This is a genomic window from Burkholderia sp. MSMB1498 (assembly GCF_001526245.1).
In the GTDB taxonomy this organism is placed as follows: domain Bacteria; phylum Pseudomonadota; class Gammaproteobacteria; order Burkholderiales; family Burkholderiaceae; genus Burkholderia; species Burkholderia savannae.
Genome location: NZ_LOYJ01000073.1, coordinates 1 through 20,556, shown reverse-complemented (window position 1 = coordinate 20,556; position 20,556 = coordinate 1). Strand labels below are relative to the sequence as shown.

The window sequence follows — 20,556 nt, the reverse complement described above, 5'->3', positions numbered from 1 at the left end:
CGATGGATAAAGAGTCCAGGTTTTATTACAGCCCGTTCCCTTCCGGAGTTCGAGGTGATGAGAATGGCATGTTTTATGAGGAAATATTGCCTGATGGCGGGTCTAAGTATGTGATAGTCAGAGCCGTTCGATATATGGATGAACGGGCGCGAGAGTTGATCGAGGAAGGTGTTTCCGTGGAAGATTTGTATCCGGAAATCGAGGTGTTTGGCAGGATGCCGAGGCGCGACGCCTTATGGCTTTATAAAGTAGAGAGCTTTACTGTCGAGCGGCAATATCATGAGGATCAGGAGGTTTTTTCGGATCATTCGGAAAATTACGCCTACCATGTTTTTGATGATTATTATGATGCAATGGATTTTTGTCGGGAGTGGCATGGAATCTCTCAGGGGGATTTTAGGAAGAAATGGGAGACTAACTATCCGGATTTTTGAAGAAGCTATGTGAGAGGGGCGTTTTTGCGTGACGCTTGGGTGGAGGGGCTTGTACGCGTTTTTGAGATGTATCGTGTTGCGATGTCGGTGCGTTATCGATGCGGGAATTCCATGCTCATGATCAGTTGCCGTGCCAATCTAAATTGATGGTGATGGTTTCGTGGGTACAGGTTTAGCTTCGCGTCACGGACGGACAAATCCAGAGAATGCTGAAACTTACGGCGTGAGCGATATTTAGACGGTGAGCGGGGCAAAGTGGATGCCAACGATTTTTCATCGGCCGTGATGGATGGGTAAATGAGCGCTAGACAAAAAGACTTAACCTTCCGGGGCAAAGGGGGAAGTCGAGAAGAAAGAGCGCGAATGGCGATTGTCTCTGTCGTTTCATGGCGACTATCTCGAACTGACGGGAGTTGCTGGGGCTTCCCGGTGTCCCCACATACTTGTGCGAAGTGACGGGCTAGTCGGCGTTGAGATGGCGGAACTGCACTTCATCGACGGCAATTCGCCGAAAAGCGAGAGGCAACAGAGATCGCGTCGGGAGCGTCTCGTATGCCGCGCTCAGGAACTTCATATTGGTGGGGGCGGCAAGCCTATGGCGTGACATGTCGGATTTGATTCCGAGTGGCCGTTGAAAAAATAGTGCGGACATTGAGGCGTTGACAGCCGGGTGGCTGAGGTTGCATCTCGTATTCAACTGGGGTAGGTAGGGCAGATTCCCGTGTTCGCGATCTGTGCGATACGTTCGTGCCGTGGCTGGTCATGGTTGGGATGTCGCTGTACGTCGCCGAAGACTTGCTTGGGTACTCATCGATCACGGTGACGAAGCGCTGCGTACGTCTGGTCCCACATGTGGGGCGTCCGGCGGGGCATGCGCGGCTGAGCCGCATGGGGTTTTACGTCAAATAAAGGGAGCGGAATGCTATTGAATGTGGCACGATGTATTATAGATCGTGCTGTTATCTACTAAAGGTTGTGCCATGAAAACGTTAGATGTGTCTCAGGCTGCTGCCGCCGCACATGCGGGCGGTGTCCTGTCGGCTGTTCTCAAGGCCGAGGGCGGTTTATTTTACGTCGAGCTGGAAACGCGGACGGCTGGAACGGCCGTGCTGGTCACGTCGAACAATCGCCGGCCGCGTGCGTTTCGGAACCCCGTCAAGGCACTTGAGGTGATCCGCGAGCTTGGATTGCAGTCGGGGCGTTTCTCGCTCGAAGCATGGCGACCCGATGAGGTCGAGATCGAGCGTTCAAGCCGTCCGGATCGTGCAGCGGCGATGAAGCAGACGCACGCGAATGCGGCGGCCTATGACAAATGGTTGCGTGAGCAGGTGCAGGAGTCGATCGACGACCCTCGCCCGAGTATCGAGCATGAGGACGTGATGAAAAAGGCTCTGGCCCGTGTCGAAGCGATGCGAAAGGGGAAGCGCGCTAAGACTTAAGTGGCGGCTGTTGGCTGAGGAAGACCTGTTGGGTATCTTGGAGTTTATCGGGGAGGACGATCCGGATGTCGCATTAGCCCTGGTGCAGATGATTCGCGAAAAGGCGGAGGGATTGAGAGGCCGCCCGAGGCTGTACCGAACGGAGCGCTTACCCGGAACGAGAGAGATGGTCGTGCATCACAATTACATTGTCGTGTACAGCATTGATGTAGATCTAATTGAGATTTTGAACGTGAAGCACGCGCGTCAACAATGGCCGTAAGTGCAAGATGTGCGCGCGTCTCAATGGCGGCTGTTTGGGGGGGCGGATGATGCGGCTTCTTTTACTCGGTGCTGGGTTTACGCGTAACTGGAATGGTTGGTTGGCTGGGGAGTTGGCTGACGATCTGATTAGTCGTCTATCGACCGATAGGGATCTGAGTCACCGGTTGATCGTGAATCCGAATTTTGAAGGGGTGTTAGGTGACCTTCAGCGCGAATGGGCTAACACGCGGCAGGATGCGCAGCGGCAGAGGCTAGACCGCATGCAGGAAGCGATTCGGTCATCTTTCGATGACATGAATCGAATGCTCGCGGACCAGCCTGGATTGGAATTCCCGGGCGCTCCGATCTTTGCCGGGCGTACCGTCGCGGATTTTCTTGCGCGCTTCGATGCGATCTTTACGCTGAATCAAGATCTTTTGCTTGAGCTGCATTACAGACCGCCGATGCTGCCGGTTGGGCGAGGAGGGTGGGCGGACCGCCCCCAGTTCCCTGGAATGAGGGTGCCGCAAAACTTCTGGGCGCTACGAGCGACAGAGCGGCTCGTAGCCGAGTGGCGGCCATTGCCGGAAGCCGACTATCGTGTGGAGGGCGGGTGTCAGCCAGTTTTCAAGCTCCACGGTTCGGTAAATTGGCGCAGTGCGAATGATGGTGACTTGTTGGTGATGGGGGCGAACAAGGTTGAGGCAATTGCTGGGTCGTCTCTGCTCACGTGGTATGCGGATGAGTTTAGGGCGCGGTTGCGTGAGCCGGGAAGTCGACTGATGACTATTGGCTATGGCTTTGGTGATCAACACATCAACAATGAGATCGTCGAAGCTGCCAACAACGATCCGACTTTCGGCCTTTTCGTCGTGGATCCGAACGGTCGGAAGGTATTGCGGCCCCGAAGTGAGGGGCAAATTCCCTTGCCGCCGCAGCCAATCGAAGGTGTTCGATATATCGGCGGCTCGACAAGACCGCTTCGTTCTACTTTTACTGGCGACGAGCTTGAGCGTGGGAAGTTGATGCGATTTTGGCGGATCGACCGCTAAGTGTTGCGGGGAGGCAAAGTCCTCGCTGACCCACATGGATGGGTGCAGAGATGAGTGATGGTGATAGGAGCGAAGATTTTCTCGGTAGCAAGCGCCTGGATGACTACTACGATGCTTGGGTGCAAGCCGCTGCCGAAGCGAGGAAGTGGGAAAGTCGCTTCTACGAGTTGCTGGGCGTCTTGGTCGTGTTCGGTCTTGCCATCAGTCCCAAGCTGACGCTGGCAATCGCGGGGATTGTCCTGGTCATCGATATTGTGCGAGGCAAGCTACAAGATCGCAGGACCATGCGCTGGCTTGAGGACGAGCGGCAGCGCGCTGAGCGGCAACAACAAGAGGACGATGGCTCGACGTAGTGTTGAGTAACGGTCTTGTTTGACCTACTCACGGGGGCGGGTTGAGAAGTCGTCATTGCTTCCCAGTGAATCTGGGGGCGAAGAAAAAAAGCCCTGCGAGTGCAGGGCTTTTTCTTTGCCGAATGGCTTTACGCTAGCGCCGGAGAAAACTGCTCGATCCAGCGTTTGACGCGTCGCCACAAGCGGCGAATCTTTGGTGGGCGGTACTGGGATCGAACCAGTGACCCCTGCCGTGTGAAGGCAGTGCTCTACCGCTGAGCTAACCGCCCAAAGAGCCTTGAATTATGTCAGAGCTTTTTCGTTTCGTAAAGCACTTTTTCCAACATAACCCATCTGACGGGTGCGGACCGCGCATCGCGCGGCCCGGGACCGGATTCTACCGGCAATCGGGCACTTTTATCCAGCACTTTTTAGCGCCGCGTGCGCCGTCACTTCGTCGCGCCGCGAAGGCGCCGGATCTCGTCGTCCAGATACTCCCCGAGCCGCTCGGCGACGGGTTCCCGCTCGTTCGCGCGCCGCAGCCGCAACGTGTGCGATTCGAGCGCATCGCCGCCAAGCGGCAGGTAGCGCAGCCGCTCGCTGCGCACCTGGCGCAGCACGCTCGGCACCAGCGCGACGCCCATCTCGAATTCGACCATCGTCAGCACCGTTTGCCACAAGCGCGCCTCGTGCCGGATCTGCGGGCTGAAGCCGGCGCTCACGCACTGCGCGATGATGAGGTCGTGGTAGTGGGGCGCCGCGTCGCGCGGGAACAGGATGAACGGCTCGTGCGCAAGCGTCGCGAGATCGATGCGCTTGCGCAGTGCAAGCCGGTGCGACGCGGGCAGGCAGCAAAGGAACGGCTCGGAGAAGATCGTGTCGGCGTCGATTTCGGGCGGGAACGTGCCCCAATGCGCGTAGCCGACGTCGATCTGCGCGCGCAGGATCGCCTGCACCTGCTCGTGCGTGTTCATCTCCTTCAGCACGACTTCGACGTTCGGATAGTCCGCCTCGAAGCGCCGCACCGCGGGCGGCAGTCCGCGGTACAGCATCGAATTGACGAAGCCGATCCTGAGCCGTCCCGCGAGCCCCGACGCCGACCGAATCGTCAGACGTTGCGCTTCCTGCGCCTGCAGCAGCAGCCGGCGCGCCTCGCCGAGCAGCACTTCGCCGGCATTCGTCAGCGCGACCGACTTGCTCGTGCGCGCGAACAGCTGCACGCCGAGTTCGTCCTCGAACTTGCGGATGTCGAAGCTGAGGGCCGGCTGCGAGATGAACAACCGTTTCGCCGCGCGGCCGAAATGCAGCTCCTCCGCGACGGCGACGAAGTAGCGCAATTGCTTCAGGTCCATCACGTCTCCGCTCGGGTCGATCGATAAATGCAGCTTATCGTACTGGATAAATCCTGTATTGGACGATTATCGATCGGGGTTCTACGCTCGTCGAACCAGGAGACATGCGCCAGGAGACAAGCGATGAACATGATGAAGGAAATCGTCGACGCGAGCGCGCCCGCGGCGGGCGCCGCCAACATCCCCGACTCGCGGGGCATCAACTTCTTCACGAGCGACCCCGATTGCGCGGCGCTGTTGCGGCTGCATCTCGGCGACGCGCGCTATCGCGGGCTCGAGCCCGAGCTGCGCGCGCTCGGGCTGCGCGCGTCGGACGAGCTCGACCGTCTCGCGTCGCGCGCCGACAAGAATCCGCCCGCGCTTCATCCGCGCACGCGCCGCGGCGAGCCCCTCGAATCGATCGACAAGCATCCGGACTACGTCGCGCTCGAGCGCGTCGCGTATGCGGAGCTCGGGCTGGCGGCGATGAGCCATCGCGCCGATGCGCCGCCGCCGCTCGTCAAGTACGCGCTGACGTTCCTGTTCGTCCAGGCCGAGTTCGGTCTCTGCTGTCCCGTCAGCATGACCGATTCGCTGACGCGCACGCTGCGCCGTTACGGTTCGCGCGAGCTCGTCGAGCGCTTCCTGCCGCGGCTCGCGTCGCGCGATTTCGACGTGCTGTATCAAGGCGCGATGTTCATGACCGAGCAGGCGGCGGGTTCCGACGTCGGCCGGATCGCGACGCGCGCGGTGCGCGAGACGGCCGCCGACGGCTCGACGGCCTGGCGTCTGTACGGCGACAAATGGTTCTGCTCGAACGCGGACGCCGATCTCGCGATGGTGCTCGCGCGGCCCGAGGGCGCGCCCGAGGGCGTCAAGGGGCTCGCGTTGTTCCTGTTGCCGAAGACGCTCGCCGACGGTTCGCGCAACCGCTATCGGATCGTGCGGCTGAAGGACAAGCTCGGCAGCCGCTCGATGGCGAGCGGCGAGATCACGCTCGAGGGCGCGCAAGCGTATCTGATCGGCGAGATCGGGCGCGGCTTTCATCAGATGGCGGACATGATCAACATGTCGAGGCTGTCGAACGGCGTGCGCGCGGCGGGGCTGATGCGCCGCGCGGCGACGGAGGCGCTGCACGTCGCGCGCCATCGCGAGGCGTTCGGCCGCAAGCTGATCGACATGCCGCTGATGCAGCGGCAGCTCGTCAAGATGCTCGTGCCGACCGAGCAGGCGCGGTCGCTCTTCATGCAGATCGCGCTGCTGCTCACGAAGGCGGACGCGGGCGATGCGCAGGCGGCCGGCTGCGTGCGGCTCCTCACGCCGCTCATCAAGTTCCGCGCGTGCCGCGATGCGCGGCGCGTCGCCGGCGACGCGATGGAGGTGCGCGGCGGCACCGGCTACATCGAGGAGTGGAGCGACGCGCGCGTGCTGCGCGACGCGCATCTCGGCTCGATCTGGGAGGGCACGAGCAACATCGTCGCGCTCGACGTCGCGCGGGCGGTCAAGCGCGAAGGCGCGCTCGCGCCGCTGCGCGCGTTCCTGTGCGCCACGCTCGACGCGGCGCGGCTGCCCGACGCGAGTGCGACGCGTTTGCGCCGCGCGCTCGATCGCGCGAGCGACGCGATCGAGCATGTCGCGCGGACGGGGGAAGACGCGCTCGTGCGGCAGGCGGCGTCCTCGCTCTATCACGCGACGACCGCGATCCTGCTCGCGAGCGAAGGGATGCGGCTTGCGCCCGATCACCGGCGGCTCGCGCTCGCGCATCTCGTGTTGCGCTACAGGCTTTCGCCCGTCGATCCGCTCGCGTTGCCGCGCGCCGATGCGCACGCCGGCGTGCTCGCGGCGCTGCTGAACGATCGGCCGATCGCGCTCGGCGATGCGCTGCGGCTGCTCGGCGATGAGTCGGGAGAGGCGGCATGAGCGGCGATGTCTCGAAGCGGTTCCCGCCGTCGAGCGGGCTTGTGGTCGATGCGGCGGCTGCGCGGGCGATCGGTTCGGCGCAGGCATCCGGTGGCGCCGGCGCGGCGGGGCATGCAGCGCACGCATCGTGTTCGGCGTTCGCGCCGCGCGAATCGCTCGTGCCGTCTAGCGAGCCGGGGATGAGAATCGTATCCATCGCGAACACCGCGAACACCGCGAACACCGCGAACACCGAGAACACCGAGAACACCGAGAACACCGCGAACACCGCGAACACCGCAAACACCGCAAACACCGCAAACACCGCAAACACCGCAAACACCGCAAACACCGCAAACACCGCAAACACCGCGAACACACCGAACCCAACCATCCCAAAAAACGCGACGACGACTACGACCGCGCCACCCAGTGCGCTCGCCGGCCTCAAGGTGATCGACCTGAGCCGCGTCCTCGGCGGCCCGTATTGCACGCAGGCGCTCGCGGACCACGGCGCGCGCGTGATCAAGATCGAGCCGCCGACGGGCGACGAAACGCGCGGCTGGGGCCCGCCGTTCTTCGACGACGACGCGTGGTACTTCATCGGCGTGAACCGCAACAAGGAGGGCATCGCGCTCGACCTGTCGCGCGACGAAGGCCGCGCGATTCTCTGGCGTCTGCTCGAGGACGCGGACGTGCTCGTCGAGAACTTCAAACCCGGCACGCTCGCGCGCTGGGGGATGGATTACGAACGCGACCTGCGCGCGCGCTTTCCGCGCCTGATTCACTGCGCGATCACCGGTTTCGGCGCCGACGGCCCGCTCGGCGGGCTGCCGGGCTACGACGCGGTGATTCAGGCGATGGCGGGCCTGATGAGCGTCAACGGCGACGCCGACGGCGACGCGACGCGCATCGGCCTGCCGATCGTCGACATGGTGACGGGCCTGAACGCGCTCGCCGGCATCCTGCTCGCGCTCGCCGAGCGCGAGAAGAGCGGCGCCGGCCAGTCGATCGACATCGCGCTGTACGACTGCGGCGTGTCGCTCCTGCATCCGCATCTGCCGAACTGGTTCGGCTCGGGGCGCACGCCCGCGCGCAGCGGCAACGCGCATCCGAACATCGCGCCGTACGACAGCTATCGCACCGCGAGCGCGCCGATTTTTCTCGCGGTCGGCAACGACCGTCAGTTCGCGCGGCTATGCGCGCATCTCGGCGTGCCGTCGCTCGCGAGCGATCCGCGTTTCGTCGACAACCGCAGCCGCTGCGCGCACCGCGCCGAGCTGAAGGCGCGCCTCGAAGCGCGGCTCGCCGAGCACGACTGCGAGACGCTCGCGCGCGAGCTGATGGGCGAGGGCGTGCCGTGCGGGCCGGTGCGCACGGTCGACGCCGTCGCGCGCGATCCGCACACGCTGCATCGCGCGCTCGTCGTCGAGATGGGCCGCTATCGCGGGGCGGCGTCGCCGATCAAGCTGTCGCGCACGCCCGCGACGTACCGCGTCGCGCCGCCGTCGCTCGGCCGCGACACGCGCGCGGTGCTCGATGCGCTCGGCATCGACGCGGCGACGCAGGCGCGGCTCGCCGAGGCGGGCGTGCTGAAGGAGGCGATGTGAGCGAATGGACGCGGCCGCCGGCTTGACGCGGCGACCGCGGCTCGATGGTCGGCGCGGGGCGAGCGCGCGGCCGGGCGTCCGAGGGCGATCGATGCGCCCGTCGGCCGAACCGCCCGCGACGCCCGCTTCGCACGGCCGAACCCGGAGCGATCCGGCCCGAACGGTGAAGGCGCGCGCGAGTCGCGCCACCGATGAAAGACATGGAGACAACGATGACATCCCTGCACGATGACCGCGCCGACCGCGCGCCGGTCGGCCAGCCCGCGCGCGCCGCGCTCGCGGCGTTCGTCGGCACGACGATCGAGTGGTACGACTTTTACATCTACGCGACCGCGTCCGCGCTCATCTTCGGCAAGCTGTTCTTTCCGTCGAGCGAGCCGTTCTTCAGCACGCTCGCGTCGTTCGGCACGTTCGCGGTCGGCTTTTTCGCGCGGCCGTTCGGCGGCCTCTTGTTCGGCCATCTCGGCGATCGGATCGGCCGTAAGAAGGCGCTCGTCGCGACGCTCGTGATCATGGCGCTCGGCACGGTCGGCATCGGGCTCTTGCCCGCGTATGCGCAGGCGGGCGTCGTCGCGCCGCTCGCGCTCGTCGTGCTGCGGATCGCGCAGGGCATCGCGATCGGCGGCGAATGGGGCGGCGCGGTGCTGATGGCGAGCGAGCACGCGGGCGCGGACAGGCGCACGTTCTTCGCGTCGTTCGCGCAGCTCGGCAGCCCGGCCGGCTTGATTCTCGCGCTCCTCGCGTTTCGTCTCGCGGCCGGGATGGAGCGCGACGCGTTCCTGTCGTGGGGCTGGCGGCTGCCGTTTCTCGCGAGCGCGGCGCTTCTCGTCGTCGGGCTCGCGATTCGCGCGGGCGTCGCCGAATCGCCGGAGTTCGCGCGCGTGAAGGCGCAGCGGCTCACGTCGGCGCTGCCCGTCGCAGAAGTGGTGCGCAACGCGTGGCGCACGGTGCTGCTCTGTCTCGGCGCGAACGTGATCGGCGTCGCCGGCGCGTGGTTCGTCAATACGTTCATGCTGAACTACACGACGCAAACGCTCGGGCTCGATCGCGCGATGATCCTCGATTGCCTGTTCGTCGTCGCGTTCATCCAGCTCGGCACGCAGCTCGCGTCCGGCTGGTTCGCGCAGCGCATCGGCACGGGGCGCTTCCTGAAGACGGCCGCCGCGCTCGCGATCGCTTCGCCGTATCCGATGTTCGCGCTCGTGTCGACGGGGCGGCCCGTCGCGATCGTCGCCGGCATCGCGATCGCGGTGATGTGCATGTCGAGCTCGTACGCGGTGATGGCGGGCTTCATGTCCACCGCATTCGACGTGCGCGTGCGCTACTCGGCGATCTCGCTGTCGTATCAGCTGTGCGCGGCGCTCGCGGGCGGGCTCACGCCGCTCGCGGGCACGCTGCTCGCGCACCGTTTCGCCGGCCAGTGGTGGCCGCTCGCCGCGTTCTACAGCGCGCTCGCGGCGGTGTCGCTCGTGTGCATCGCGACGCTCGAGCGCGGCAGGCGCGCCGACGTCGGGGCGGCGCGCGCGGCGCTCGCGAAGCCGTGACGGCGTGGCGCGGCGGGCCGGCGCGCGATCGCTCGGCGCACGGAGCATGCCCGTAAAAAAACCTCGGGCAGCGATAGCTGCCCGAGGTTTTCATCCGACGCGCGGAACGTGGAACGTGGAGCGCGGAAGCGGCCGCGCGCGTCAGCCCTGCGTCGGCGGCACGTAGCCGGACGCCTGGTCCGCGCCTTCGCCGAAGAAATACTTCTCGGTCTGTTTCATCAGATACTGCCGCGCGCGCGGATCGGCCATGTTCAGCCGGTTCTCGTTGATGAGCATCGTCTGCTGCTTGAGCCAGCCTTGCCATGCTTCCTTCGACACGCTCTCGTACAACCGCTTGCCGAGCTCGCCGGGCAGCGGCGGGAAGTCGAGTCCCTCGGCTTCCTTGCCGAGCTTCGCGCAGTGAATCATCCGGGCCATCGTGTACCTCTCCTGTAATCGTAATCTGGGGGGAAGGGCGCGCCGCGCCGCTCAGAGCTGCTTCATCAGCACGAGCGACTTGCGCTGCCAGTTATAGAGCTTGCGGCGGTCTTCGGGCAGGTCGTCGACGCTCGCCTTCACGAAGCCGCGCTTCAGGAACCAGTGCTCGGTGCGGGTCGTGAGCACGAAGATCCGCGTGAGGCCGCGTGCGCGGGCGCGCTGCTCGACCCGCTTGAGGAGCCGCTCGCCGTCGCCAGAGCCTTGTGCTTCGGGCGCGACCGTCAGGCACGCCATCTCGCCGATCTTCTCCGTCGAGTACGGATAGAGCGCCGCGCAGCCGAACAGCACGCCGTCGTGCTCGATGACCGAGAAATGATCGATGTCGCGTTCGATCTGGTGGCGGCCGCGCCGCACGAGCGTGCCGTCCGTCTCGAGCGGCTCGATGAGGGTCAGGATGCCGCCGACGTCGTCCGGCGTCGCCTCGCGCAGGCTCTCGAGGTTCTCGTACGAGATCATCGTGCCGACGCCGTCGTGCAGGAACAGCTCGAGCAGCACGCTGCCGTCGAGCGACTGCGGAATCAGGTGCGCGCGCGCGACGCCGCCGCGGCACGCGCGGATCGCGTGCTTCAGGTAGAACGCGTCGTCGCCTTGCAGGTCGCCCGAGTCGAGCAGCTCGGCCGCGACGTCGAGCGACATCTCGCGCACGAGTTCGCCCGCTTCGTCGACGATGCCGGGCGACTCGGTGAGGAAGATGATCTTGTCCGCGCGCAGCGCGATCGCGGCCGCCGACGCGACGTCTTCCATCGACAGGTTGAACGCCTCGCCCGTCGGCGAGAAGCCGAGCGGCGAGAGCAGCACGAGCTTGCGGCTCGCGAGCGAATGGCGGATCGATTCCGCGTCGATCTTGCGCACGACGCCCGTGTGCGCGAAGTCGACGCCGTCGAGAATCCCGACCGGCCGCGCGGTGACGAAGTTGCCCGACACGACGCTGATGTGCGCGTGCGCCATCGGCGTGTTCGGCAAGCCCTGGCTGATCGCCGCCTCGATGTCGAGGCGCACTTCGCCCGCCGCCTCCTTCGCCGATTCGAGCGCGCGCGCGTCGGTGATCCGCAGGCCGTGCGAGAACGCCGATTCGACGCCGTGCAGGCTCAACTGCTCCTCGACCTGCGGCCGCGAGCCGTGCACGAGCACGATCTGGATGCCCATCGCCTGCAGCAGCGCGATGTCGGACACGAGCGCGCTCAGCAGCCCGCGCTGCACGACCTCGCCGCCGAAGCCGACGACGAACGTGCTGTTGCGGAACTTGTGGATATAGGGCGCGACGGAGCGCATCCAGTCGACGAACTGCGCGTGATGGACGGCTTCGTCGGCGGATTGCTGGGGCGCGACGCCCGATTGGGCGGCGGGAAGGTCGGTTTGGGAATTCATGGGCGGGATTATAATGCGCCCCCATGTCGAATGTACCTAAAAGTCCCGCTCAAAAAAGCGCGGGCACGCCGGGCGAGCCGCGCCCCGCCGGCGCGTCGGCGCAACGGCCGCCGCGCCCCCGGCAGACGGCCCCCGAGCCGGATCGCGCGCCGAGCGCCGAGCGCCGCGATTGCGGCCCTCGCGCCACCCGGCCGCCGCGCGCGCGCATCGCGCCGAATCCCGTTCCGCCGATCACGTTTCCCGAGAGCCTGCCCGTGTCGGGCAAGCGCGACGAGATCGCGCGCGCGATCGCCGCTCACCAGGTCGTGATCGTCTGCGGCGAGACGGGCTCGGGCAAGACGACCCAGTTGCCGAAGATCTGCCTCGCGCTCGGTCGCGGCCTCGGCGCGGGCGGCTCGGGCCTGATCGGCCACACGCAGCCGCGCCGGCTCGCGGCGTCGTCGACGGGCCGGCGGATCGCGGAGGAGCTCGGCACGCCGTTCGGCGAGGTGGTCGGCTACAAGGTGCGCTTCACCGACAATCTCGCGCCGGGCGCGTCCGTCAAGCTGATGACGGACGGCATCCTGCTTGCCGAGACGCAGACCGATCCGCTGCTGAAGGCGTACGACACGCTCATCATCGACGAGGCGCACGAGCGCAGCCTGAACATCGATTTCCTGCTCGGCTACCTGAAGCAGATCCTGCCGAAGCGGCCGGAATTGAAGCTGATCGTCACGTCGGCGACGATCGACGCGGACCGCTTCGCGCGCCATTTCGGCAGCGACGAGCGGCCCGCGCCGGTGATCGAGGTGAGCGGGCGGCTGTATCCGGTCGAACTGCGCTACCGGCCGATCGCCGACGACCGGCCGGCCGCCGTGCGCCACGCGGAGGGCGCGGGCTCGGGCCGCGACCGCGCGAAGACCGCGCGCGAGGCGGAGCGCGACCTGATGGACGGCATCGTCGACGCGGTCGACGAGCTGTGCCGCGAAGGCCCGGGCGACGTGCTCGTGTTCCTCGCCGGCGAGCGCGAGATCCGCGACGCGGCCGAGGCGCTGCGCAAGCACCATCCGCCGCACACCGAGATCCTGCCGCTCTTCGCGCGGCTGTCGGCGGCCGAGCAGGAGCGCGTGTTCAAGCCGTCGAACGCGCGCCGGATCGTGCTCGCGACGAACGTCGCCGAGACGTCGCTCACGGTGCCGGGCATCCGCTACGTCGTCGATACGGGCCTCGCGCGCGTGAAGCGCTATTCGTACCGGAACAAGGTCGAGCAGTTGCAGATCGAGTCGGTTTCGCAGGCGGCCGCGAACCAGCGCGCGGGCCGCTGCGGCCGCGTCGCCGACGGCATCTGCATCCGCCTCTACGAAGAGAGCGATTTCGCCGGCCGCGCGCGCTTCACCGATCCGGAAATCCTGCGCTCGTCGCTCGCCTCGGTGATTCTGCGGATGAAATCGCTGCATCTGTCGGCGATCGAATCGTTCCCGTTCATCGAGCCGCCGCCCGGCCGAGCGATCGCGGACGGCTATCAGTTGCTCAACGAGCTCGGCGCGGTCGACGACGACAACGCGCTCACGCCGCTCGGCCGCGAGCTCGCGCGCCTGCCGCTCGATCCGCGGGTCGGGCGGATGATCCTCGCCGCGCGCGACCAGCAGGCTCTGCGGGAAGTGCTCGTGATCGCGAGCGCGCTGTCGGTGCAGGACCCGCGCGACCGCCCGCTCGACGCGCAGGAGCAGGCCGACCAGGCGCACCGGCGCTTCGCCGACGAGCGCTCCGAATTCGTCCAGTGGCTCAGGATCTGGGCGTGGTTCGAGGAGGCCGTCGCGCACAAGAAGTCCAACCGGCAGCTCGTCGACGCATGCCGGCAGAATTTCCTGTCGCACCTGCGGCTGCGCGAGTGGCGCGACGTCCACTCGCAGCTCTTGACCGTCGTGCGCGAGCACGGCTGGCGGCTGAACGAGGCCGAAGCGACGTTCGAGCAGATCCACCTGTCGCTGCTGACGGGCCTGCTCGGCAACATCGGCTTCAAGGCCGACGACGAGCCGCACTATCTCGGCGCGCGCGGGATCAAGTTCCATCTGTGGCCCGGTTCCGCGCTCGTGAAGAAGGCGGGGCGCTGGGTGATGGCGGCCGAACTCGTCGAGACGAGCCGCCTGTACGCGCGCTGCATCGCGAAGATCGAGCCCGAATGGATCGAGCGGATCGGCGCGCACCTGCTGAAGAAATCGCTGTCGGAGCCGCACTGGGAGAAGCGCCCGGCGCAGGTCAGCGCGTACGAGCGCGCGACGCTGTACGGGCTCACCGTCTATCACCGGCGGCGCGTCGCGTTCGGCCGGCAGGACCCGGCGCGCGCGCGCGAGCTCTTCATTCGCGGCGCGCTCGTCGACGGAGAATTCGACACGAAGCTCGCGTTCTTCGCGCACAACCGCAAGCTGCTCGCCGACATCGAGCAGCTCGAGCACAAGTCGCGCCGGCAGGACGTGCTCGTCGATGACGCACTGATCCACGCGTTCTACGATCAGGCGATTGCGCAGGGCGTCTATACGGGCGCCGCGTTCGAGCGCTGGTATCGCGACGAGGTGAGGAAGAGCGGGCAGCCGGAGGACAAGCTGCGCCTGCTGTATCTGTCGCGCGACGACCTGATGCGCCACGAGGCCGCCGGCGTGACGACCGACCTGTTCCCGAAGCGCGCGACGATGGCGGGCGTCGAGATGGCGCTCTCGTATCACTTCGAGCCCGGCGCGCCGCGCGACGGCGTGACGCTCGCGGTGCCGCTGTTCGCGCTGAACCAGGTCGACGCGCGCCGCGCCGAGTGGCTCGTGCCGGGGATGCTGAAGGAGAAGGTGCAACTGCTGCTGAAGTCGCTGCCGCAGAAGCTGCGCCGCCATTGCGTGCCGCTGCCCGAGTACGCGGCGGGCTTCGTCGAGCGCGCCGGCGCCGAGCGCTTCGGCGCGGCCGGCGTAGGCGTGGGCGGCCTCGTCGAGGCGCTGATCGCCGACATCCGCGCAGAGACGCAGGTCGCGACGAAGACGTCCGACTTCAAGCTCGAGACGCTGCCCGCGCACCTGTTCATGAACTTCAAGGTGATCGACGAGCACGGCCGGCAGCTCGCGATGGGCCGCAATCTCGCGCAGTTGCGCGCGGAGCTGGGCGCGCAGGCGCAGCAGCACTTCCAGAAGATCGCCGCCGCGGCCACGCTCGCGCCGGCGGGCGACGGCGCGGGCACGGCCGCCGCCGCGATTGCGGCGGGCGGCGCGCGGCCCGCCGCCCGCGCCGGTGCAGGTGCTGGCACCGGTGCGCGCGCCGGCGCGTCGTCGCAGGCCGCGGCGCCGTCGGCGGCGCAAGCGGGCGCGGCCGACGCCGGCGCGACGGCGCTCTACGAGAACCTCACGACGTGGAACTTCGGCAAGCTGCCGGAGCTGCTCGAGATCCGCCGGCGCGGCGAGACGCTGTTCGGCTATCCGGCGCTCGTCGATCGCGGCACGCATTGCGACGTCGAGGTGTTCGATTCGCCCGAGGAGGCGGCGCGGATTCACCGCGCGGGCCTCAGACGCCTGTTCGCGCTGCAGCTCAAGGAGCCGATCAAGTATCTGGAGAAGAACCTGCCGGGGCTGCGCGAGATGGCGATGCAGTACATGTCGCTCGGCACGCAGGACGAGCTGCGCGACCAGCTGATCGCGACGGCGCTCGATCGCGCGTGCCTGCAGGAGCCGCTGCCCGCCGACGACGCGAGCTTCCACGCGCGCCGCGACGAGGGCCGGAGCCGCCTGAACCTGCTCGCGCAGGAGATCGCGCGGCTCGTCGGGCAGATCCTCGCCGAATACGCGGGGCTCGCGAAGAAGCTCGCGCAGGCGAAGCCGTTCCCGGCCGCGCACGCGGACATGCAGGGCCAGCTCGCGGCGCTCGTCGGCAAGCGCTTCGTCGTCGACACGCCTTACGTGCAGCTTGCGCACTTCCCGCGCTACCTGAAGGGAGTCGCGCTGCGGATCGACAAGCTGAAGGCCGATCCCGCCCGCGACGCGCGCCAGTTCGCCGAGCTGCAGCCGCTCGCGCAGCACTATCAGCGCTCGGTCGCGCAGCGCGGCGGCGTGGCGGACGCGCGGCTCGCCGAGTTCCGGTGGCTCCTCGAGGAGCTGCGGATCTCGCTTTTCGCACAGGAGTTGCGCACGCCGATGCCGGTGTCGGTCAAGCGGCTCTACAAAGTGTGGGAGTCGATGCAGCGCTGAACGCGGTTCAGAGTATGCGGGTTCACACACGGGCGCGGGACGTCAACCGGCGGCGCTCTCGCGCGTTTTACAATCACGCCAGTCCCACGACGTGAGTCTTCATGCGCAATTTCCTCTCCCTCGGCCGCACGCTCGCGCTTGCCGCCGCCGTGCTGGCGCCCGTCGCCGCCTTCGCGAACAACGTGATCGTGCTGAATTCGGCCGAAGCGACGCTTTCCCTGATCGACGAGGGCTCCCGCCAGGTCGTCGGTCAGTATCCGACCGGCAAGGAGCCGCACCACCTGATGGCGACGCCCGACAATTCGTCGCTGATCGTCGCGAACTCGGTGTCCAACAGCCTGATGTTCCTCGATCCGAAGACGGGCAAGCCGCAGCGCACGCTCGAAGGAATCGACGATCCGTACCAGCTCGGCTTCTCGCCCGACCGCAAGTGGTTCGTCGCGGCGGGCCTGCGGCTCGACCGCGTCGACATCTACAGCTATGACGGCCGCGATCTGAAGCTCGCCAAGCGCGTGCCGCTCGAGGTGATGCCGAGCCACCTCGCGTTCACGAAGGACAGCAAGACGGTGCTCGTGTCGCTGCAGGTGTCGGGCGAGCTCGCCGCGATCGATCTGGCGACGCAGACGGTCAAGTGGAAGATGAAGGTCGGCAAGGTGCCGGCGGGCCTCTGGCTCACGCCCGGCGACAAGTACGTGCTGATCGGGATGACGGGCGCCGATTACGTCGCCGTCGTCGACTGGCGCAACCAGAAGATCGTGAAAACGATTCCGACCGGCAAGGGCGCGCACAACTTCCGCTCGCTCGCGGACGGCACGCACGTCGCCGTGACGAACCGGGTCGCGAACACGATCAGCATCATCGACGAGAACGCGCTCGTGAACGTCGGCGACATCACGGGCCTTTTGCCCGGCCCGGACGACATGGAGCTGTCCGCCGACAAGAAGACGCTGTGGGTGACGTTCCGCTTCGCGAAGAAGGTCGGCGTGATCGACCTGCCGAGCCGCAAGCTGATCCAGACGATTTCGGTCGGCCGCTCGCCGCACGGGATCTATTTCTACGACCGGGCACCGTGGACGGCGCCGAACGGCGCGTGACGAGGCGGGGGAGCGGTTCATGCTGCATATGATCGTCGCCGCGCTCGACGGCTTCGTGTCCGATCTGCAGACCTGGCTGTACGTCGATGTCGTGCAGCCGGTGATGTTCAAGGTCGGCCTGATGGATTACGACGAGGACACGTACGACGCGCTCTACTGGGTGATCGTCGGCGCGCTGCAAGTCGTCGCGATGTACGTGCTGCTGCGCCCGCTCGAGGCGCTGCGCCCGGTCGAGCAATGGGCGAACCGCAAGGAGGCGCGGGTCGACGTGATCTACACGCTGATCGCGAAGCTCGGGATCTTCAACCTGTTCTTCTTTTTCGCGTTGCAGCCGCTTTTCGACAACTTCCAGGCGCGGCTGCGCCTCCACGGCGTCTCGAACTTCAATCTCGACTACCTGTGGCCGGGCGTCACGTCGAAGCCGGTCGTCGCGTTCGCGATCTACCTGATCGTGCTCGATTTCGCCGGCTACTGGTATCACCGCTGGCAGCACCGGATCGGCGTGTGGTGGGAGCTGCACGCGGTGCATCACAGCCAGCGCCAGATGTCGCTCTGGTGCGACGACCGCAATCACCTGCTCGACGACGTGATCCAGGCGTGCTTTTTCGCGGCGATCGCGCTCGTGATCGGCGTGTCGCCGTCGCAGTTCGTCGTGCTGACCGCGCTCACGAACTTCGTGCAGAGTGTCCAGCATACGAACGCTAGGCTGCCGTTCGGCTGGCTCGGCGAACGCCTGTTCGTCAGCCCGACGTTCCACCGCCGCCATCATGCGGTCGGCTATGGCCACGAGGGCACGAAATACGGCTGCAACTTCGGCGTGCTGTTCCCGTGGTGGGACATGCTGTTTCGCACCGCGTCGTGGAACCGCACGCCGGAGCCGACGGGAATCCGCGAGCAGTACGAAGGGGTGTCGTATGGCGACGGCTTCTGGGCGCAGCACTGGCTCGCGTTCGTGCGGATCGCACGGCGGCTCGCGCCGAAGAAGGCGCGCGGCGCTGCTTCGGCGTAAGCGGGGCGCGGCGGGGGCGGGGCGAGCGGCGTTTCGGGCCGGCTCGGGCGGGGTGCGCGGCGGCGTGCGGCGCCGGCTGGAAATCGCGCGCGCCGCGCCGTGCGTTTCGTCCGCGAAGCGGGTCTTTCGAATGGGCCGCCCGGGGCCGTCGTCCCCGGCGAGTCTGTCGCTTCTTTCTCGGCGTCGCGTCGAGCGGCGCTTTCAGCGGCGCTTTGTGTTCGTTTGCGGGCGATTTCCGTCGCTGCCCATCTGTGTTTTCACGCGTTTTCGGGCCGCGTCCGGACTTTTGCCGACGCCCGACGCCCGGCGGACGGCATGCGAGCGCGGCGGCGGTTTCCCGGGCGATGCCGGGCGGCTTTTCGCTTCGGGTTTCATTCGCCGTTGATACCGTATTTCGGCGGCCGGCCATTGCCATATTGGTCGCGCGACGCCGCGATCGCTGCCCAACCGCCCAACCGCCCAACCGCCCGCTGCCCTTTGTTCGTCACCCGTTGCCTGTCACGCCCGCTCTCGTTTCCGTTGCCCATCGCGCATCGCCCGACGCTCGCCGGCCATCGCCCGCGGCGCATGCGCGCGATTCTCGCGTTCGCCATCCGACGCCGTGCTGCCGCCCCGTTTTGCCGCGCGCATGCCGCGTGGTTTATCCTTTCCGAGCCTTTCCCAATTCTCGATCGATGATCCGTCCCGCATGAACGATCTGCTGCGCTCCTTCGGCCGGGCGCTCGCGAGTGCGCTGCACCCGCGGATGCTCTGGCTCACCTTCATGCCGTTTATCGTCGCCGCGGTGGTCTGGGGCGTCGTGCTGTGGTTCGCGTGGCAGCCGCTCGTCGACGCCGCGCGCGCCGCGCTCGACGGCTTCGCGCTGACGGCGCTCCTCTATAAGTTTTTCAACGCGATCGGCGCGTCGCAGTTGCATGCGGTCGTCGCGCCGTTCGTCGTCGTGTCGCTCACGATCCCGCTCATCGTGCTGACCGTGCTGCTGCTGATCGCGACGCTGTCGATGCCGGCCGTCGTCACCCATCTGTCGAAGCGGCAGTTCGCATCGCTCGAGATGAAGCGCGGCGGCAACTGGTTCGGCAGCGTGTTCAATTCGCTGTGGGCCGCGCTCGCGAGCATCGTGCTGCTGATCGTCACGGTGCCGCTGTGGCTGATTCCGCCGTTCTTTGCGCTGCTGCCGCCCGTGATCTGGGGCTGGCTCACGTACCGCGTGATGACCTACGACGCGCTCGCGCTGCACGCGAGCGCGGACGAGCGCCGCATGCTCGTCCGCAAGCATCGCTGGCCGCTCTTCGGGATCGGCGTCGCGAGCGGGCTGCTCGGCACCGTGCCGACTTTCATCTGGGTGTCGTCGATCTGGATGATGGTGCTGTTTCCGTTCGTCGCCGCCGCGATGATCTGGGTCTACGCGTTCATCCTGGTGTTTTCGGCGCTGTGGTTCGGCTTCTATTGCCTGCGCGCGCTGCAGGATCAACGCGCGGCGGCGGCGAGCGCGACTTCCACGGATTTGACGAGGCAAGCATGACCATCGGCATCATCATCATCGGCGACGAGATCCTGTCCGGCCGCCGCCAAGACAAGCACCTCGCAAAGGTGATCGAGCTCCTGAGCGCGCGGGGGCTCGCGCTAGGCTGGGCCGAGTACGTCGGCGACGATCCCGCGCGGATCACGGCGACGCTCGCGCGCACGTTCGCGTCGGGCGACATCGTGTTCTCGACGGGCGGCATCGGCGCGACGCCCGACGACCACACGCGCCAGTGCGCGGCCGCCGCGCTCGGCGTGCCGCTCGAGCTGCACCCGCAGGCGAAGGCGCTGATCGAGGAGCGGATTCGCGAGACGCACACGGACCCGGCGACGCCCGTCGATCTCGATTCGCCCGAGAACCGCCATCGCCTCAACATGGGCGTGTTTCCGCGCGGCGCGACGATCATTCCGAACGGCTACAACCGGATTCCGGGTTTTTCGTGCGCCGACCACCACTTCGTGCCGGGTTTTCCGGTCATGGCGTGGCCGATGATCGAATGGGTGCTCGACACGAAGTACGCGCACCTGCACCACGCGACGCCGCACGCGGAGCGTTCGCTTTATGTGTTCGAGCTGCCCGAATCGACGCTGACGCCGCTGATGGAGAAGATTGAGCGCGACTTTCCGGGCGTGCGGGTGTTCAGCCTGCCGAGCGTGGGCGATGCGGAAAAGGGCGGGATCTATGCGCGCCGGCACATCGATCTCGGCGTGAAGGGCGAGCCGGAAGCGGTCGCGGCCGCGTTCGTGAAGCTGCGCGAAGGCGTGCATCTGCTCGGCGGCGATGTCGTCGAGCCGCAACGCGGCTGAGCCGGGCGGGCGGCGCAGGCCATCGCCGCGCCGATGCAAGATTGCCAGGCGATAGAAGAAAAGAGGAAGGGCGCTTGATCGCGCCCGGGCCGCATGCCCGTCGACGCCGACGGGCGTCGCATCTTGCGTGACCGACCCGACCGACCCGACCGACCCGACCGACCCGACCGACCCGACCGACCCGACCGACCCGACCG

The 20,556-nt window shown here is 66.5% G+C and carries 16 protein-coding genes and 1 tRNA gene; 13 read left to right on the top strand and 4 right to left on the bottom strand.

Annotated elements, in window-relative coordinates; all coding sequences use genetic code 11:
• The first annotated feature begins 2 nt into the window (after nucleotides 1–2).
• From WS91_RS16715 to WS91_RS16695, 5 genes are all read left to right on the top strand, one after another.
• A complete protein-coding gene (locus WS91_RS16715; RefSeq protein WP_156432383.1) occupies nucleotides 3–434 on the top strand; it encodes a hypothetical protein in 432 nt (143 codons plus the stop codon).
• A gap of 980 nt (nucleotides 435–1,414) precedes the next feature.
• Entirely contained in the window at nucleotides 1,415–1,873 is a 459-nt protein-coding gene (relB, locus tag WS91_RS16710) for a type II toxin-antitoxin system RelB family antitoxin (RefSeq protein WP_059670636.1), read from the top strand.
• 10 nt (nucleotides 1,874–1,883) lie between these two features.
• On the top strand, nucleotides 1,884–2,135 hold the full coding sequence (locus tag WS91_RS16705; RefSeq protein ID WP_059670635.1) for a type II toxin-antitoxin system RelE/ParE family toxin: 252 nt from the start codon (nucleotides 1,884–1,886) through the stop codon (nucleotides 2,133–2,135).
• 112 nt (nucleotides 2,136–2,247) lie between these two features.
• Nucleotides 2,248–3,168, top strand: coding sequence for an SIR2 family protein (locus tag WS91_RS16700; RefSeq protein WP_197422244.1), 921 nt, complete (start codon nucleotides 2,248–2,250; stop codon nucleotides 3,166–3,168).
• Nucleotides 3,169–3,218: 50 nt separating this feature from the next.
• Nucleotides 3,219–3,521, top strand: a complete 303-nt coding sequence (locus WS91_RS16695) for a hypothetical protein (protein ID WP_156432382.1) — start codon at nucleotides 3,219–3,221, stop codon at nucleotides 3,519–3,521.
• Between the two features lie 194 nt (nucleotides 3,522–3,715).
• On the opposite strand, the gene WS91_RS16690 is transcribed toward WS91_RS16695, so the two are convergent.
• Nucleotides 3,716–3,790: transfer RNA gene (locus WS91_RS16690), tRNA-Val, on the bottom strand.
• A 159-nt stretch (nucleotides 3,791–3,949) separates the two neighbouring features.
• On the bottom strand, nucleotides 3,950–4,852 hold the full coding sequence (locus tag WS91_RS16685; protein ID WP_059670632.1) for a LysR family transcriptional regulator: 903 nt from the start codon (nucleotides 4,850–4,852) through the stop codon (nucleotides 3,950–3,952).
• 123 nt (nucleotides 4,853–4,975) lie between these two features.
• Between WS91_RS16685 and WS91_RS16680 the strand changes: the two genes are divergently transcribed.
• The 3 genes from WS91_RS16680 (at nucleotide 4,976) to WS91_RS16670 (ending at nucleotide 9,884) form a co-directional block, all read left to right on the top strand.
• Nucleotides 4,976–6,751: an acyl-CoA dehydrogenase family protein gene (locus WS91_RS16680; protein ID WP_082758219.1), complete on the top strand. Its 1,776-nt coding sequence runs from the start codon at nucleotides 4,976–4,978 to the stop codon at nucleotides 6,749–6,751.
• The gene (locus WS91_RS16675) at nucleotides 6,748–8,340 is read left to right on the top strand and encodes a CaiB/BaiF CoA transferase family protein (RefSeq protein ID WP_059670631.1); all 1,593 of its coding nucleotides are present in this window, start codon (nucleotides 6,748–6,750) and stop codon (nucleotides 8,338–8,340) included. The genes WS91_RS16680 and WS91_RS16675 overlap by 4 nt, the downstream gene beginning before the upstream one ends.
• Before the next feature lie 212 nt (nucleotides 8,341–8,552).
• On the top strand, nucleotides 8,553–9,884 hold the full coding sequence (locus WS91_RS16670; protein WP_038748844.1) for an MFS transporter: 1,332 nt from the start codon (nucleotides 8,553–8,555) through the stop codon (nucleotides 9,882–9,884).
• A 141-nt stretch (nucleotides 9,885–10,025) separates the two neighbouring features.
• Here WS91_RS16670 and WS91_RS16665 read toward each other — a convergent pair whose 3' ends face one another.
• Both WS91_RS16665 and argA read right to left on the bottom strand, forming a co-directional pair.
• A complete protein-coding gene (locus WS91_RS16665; RefSeq protein ID WP_038748763.1) occupies nucleotides 10,026–10,301 on the bottom strand; it encodes an oxidative damage protection protein in 276 nt (91 codons plus the stop codon).
• 51 nt (nucleotides 10,302–10,352) lie between these two features.
• Nucleotides 10,353–11,729, bottom strand: coding sequence for an amino-acid N-acetyltransferase (argA, locus tag WS91_RS16660; RefSeq protein ID WP_038748765.1), 1,377 nt, complete (start codon nucleotides 11,727–11,729; stop codon nucleotides 10,353–10,355).
• Between the two features lie 23 nt (nucleotides 11,730–11,752).
• Between argA and hrpA the strand changes: the two genes are divergently transcribed.
• The 5 genes from hrpA (at nucleotide 11,753) to WS91_RS16635 (ending at nucleotide 20,359) form a co-directional block, all read left to right on the top strand.
• Nucleotides 11,753–15,928 carry an ATP-dependent RNA helicase HrpA gene (hrpA, locus tag WS91_RS16655; RefSeq protein WP_059670630.1) on the top strand — a complete coding sequence of 1,392 codons (4,176 nt, stop codon included), beginning with the start codon at nucleotides 11,753–11,755 and terminating at the stop codon, nucleotides 15,926–15,928.
• 101 nt (nucleotides 15,929–16,029) lie between these two features.
• A complete protein-coding gene (locus WS91_RS16650; protein WP_059577130.1) occupies nucleotides 16,030–17,022 on the top strand; it encodes a YVTN family beta-propeller repeat protein in 993 nt (330 codons plus the stop codon).
• A 19-nt stretch (nucleotides 17,023–17,041) separates the two neighbouring features.
• Nucleotides 17,042–18,031 (top strand): sterol desaturase family protein, encoded by a 990-nt coding sequence (locus WS91_RS16645; RefSeq protein ID WP_059577133.1) that lies wholly within the window; start codon nucleotides 17,042–17,044, stop codon nucleotides 18,029–18,031.
• A 688-nt stretch (nucleotides 18,032–18,719) separates the two neighbouring features.
• Entirely contained in the window at nucleotides 18,720–19,553 is an 834-nt protein-coding gene (locus WS91_RS16640) for an EI24 domain-containing protein (RefSeq protein ID WP_038748772.1), read from the top strand.
• Nucleotides 19,550–20,359 carry a competence/damage-inducible protein A gene (locus WS91_RS16635; RefSeq protein ID WP_059670629.1) on the top strand — a complete coding sequence of 270 codons (810 nt, stop codon included), beginning with the start codon at nucleotides 19,550–19,552 and terminating at the stop codon, nucleotides 20,357–20,359. The genes WS91_RS16640 and WS91_RS16635 overlap by 4 nt, the downstream gene beginning before the upstream one ends.
• Nucleotides 20,360–20,556 lie beyond the last annotated feature (197 nt).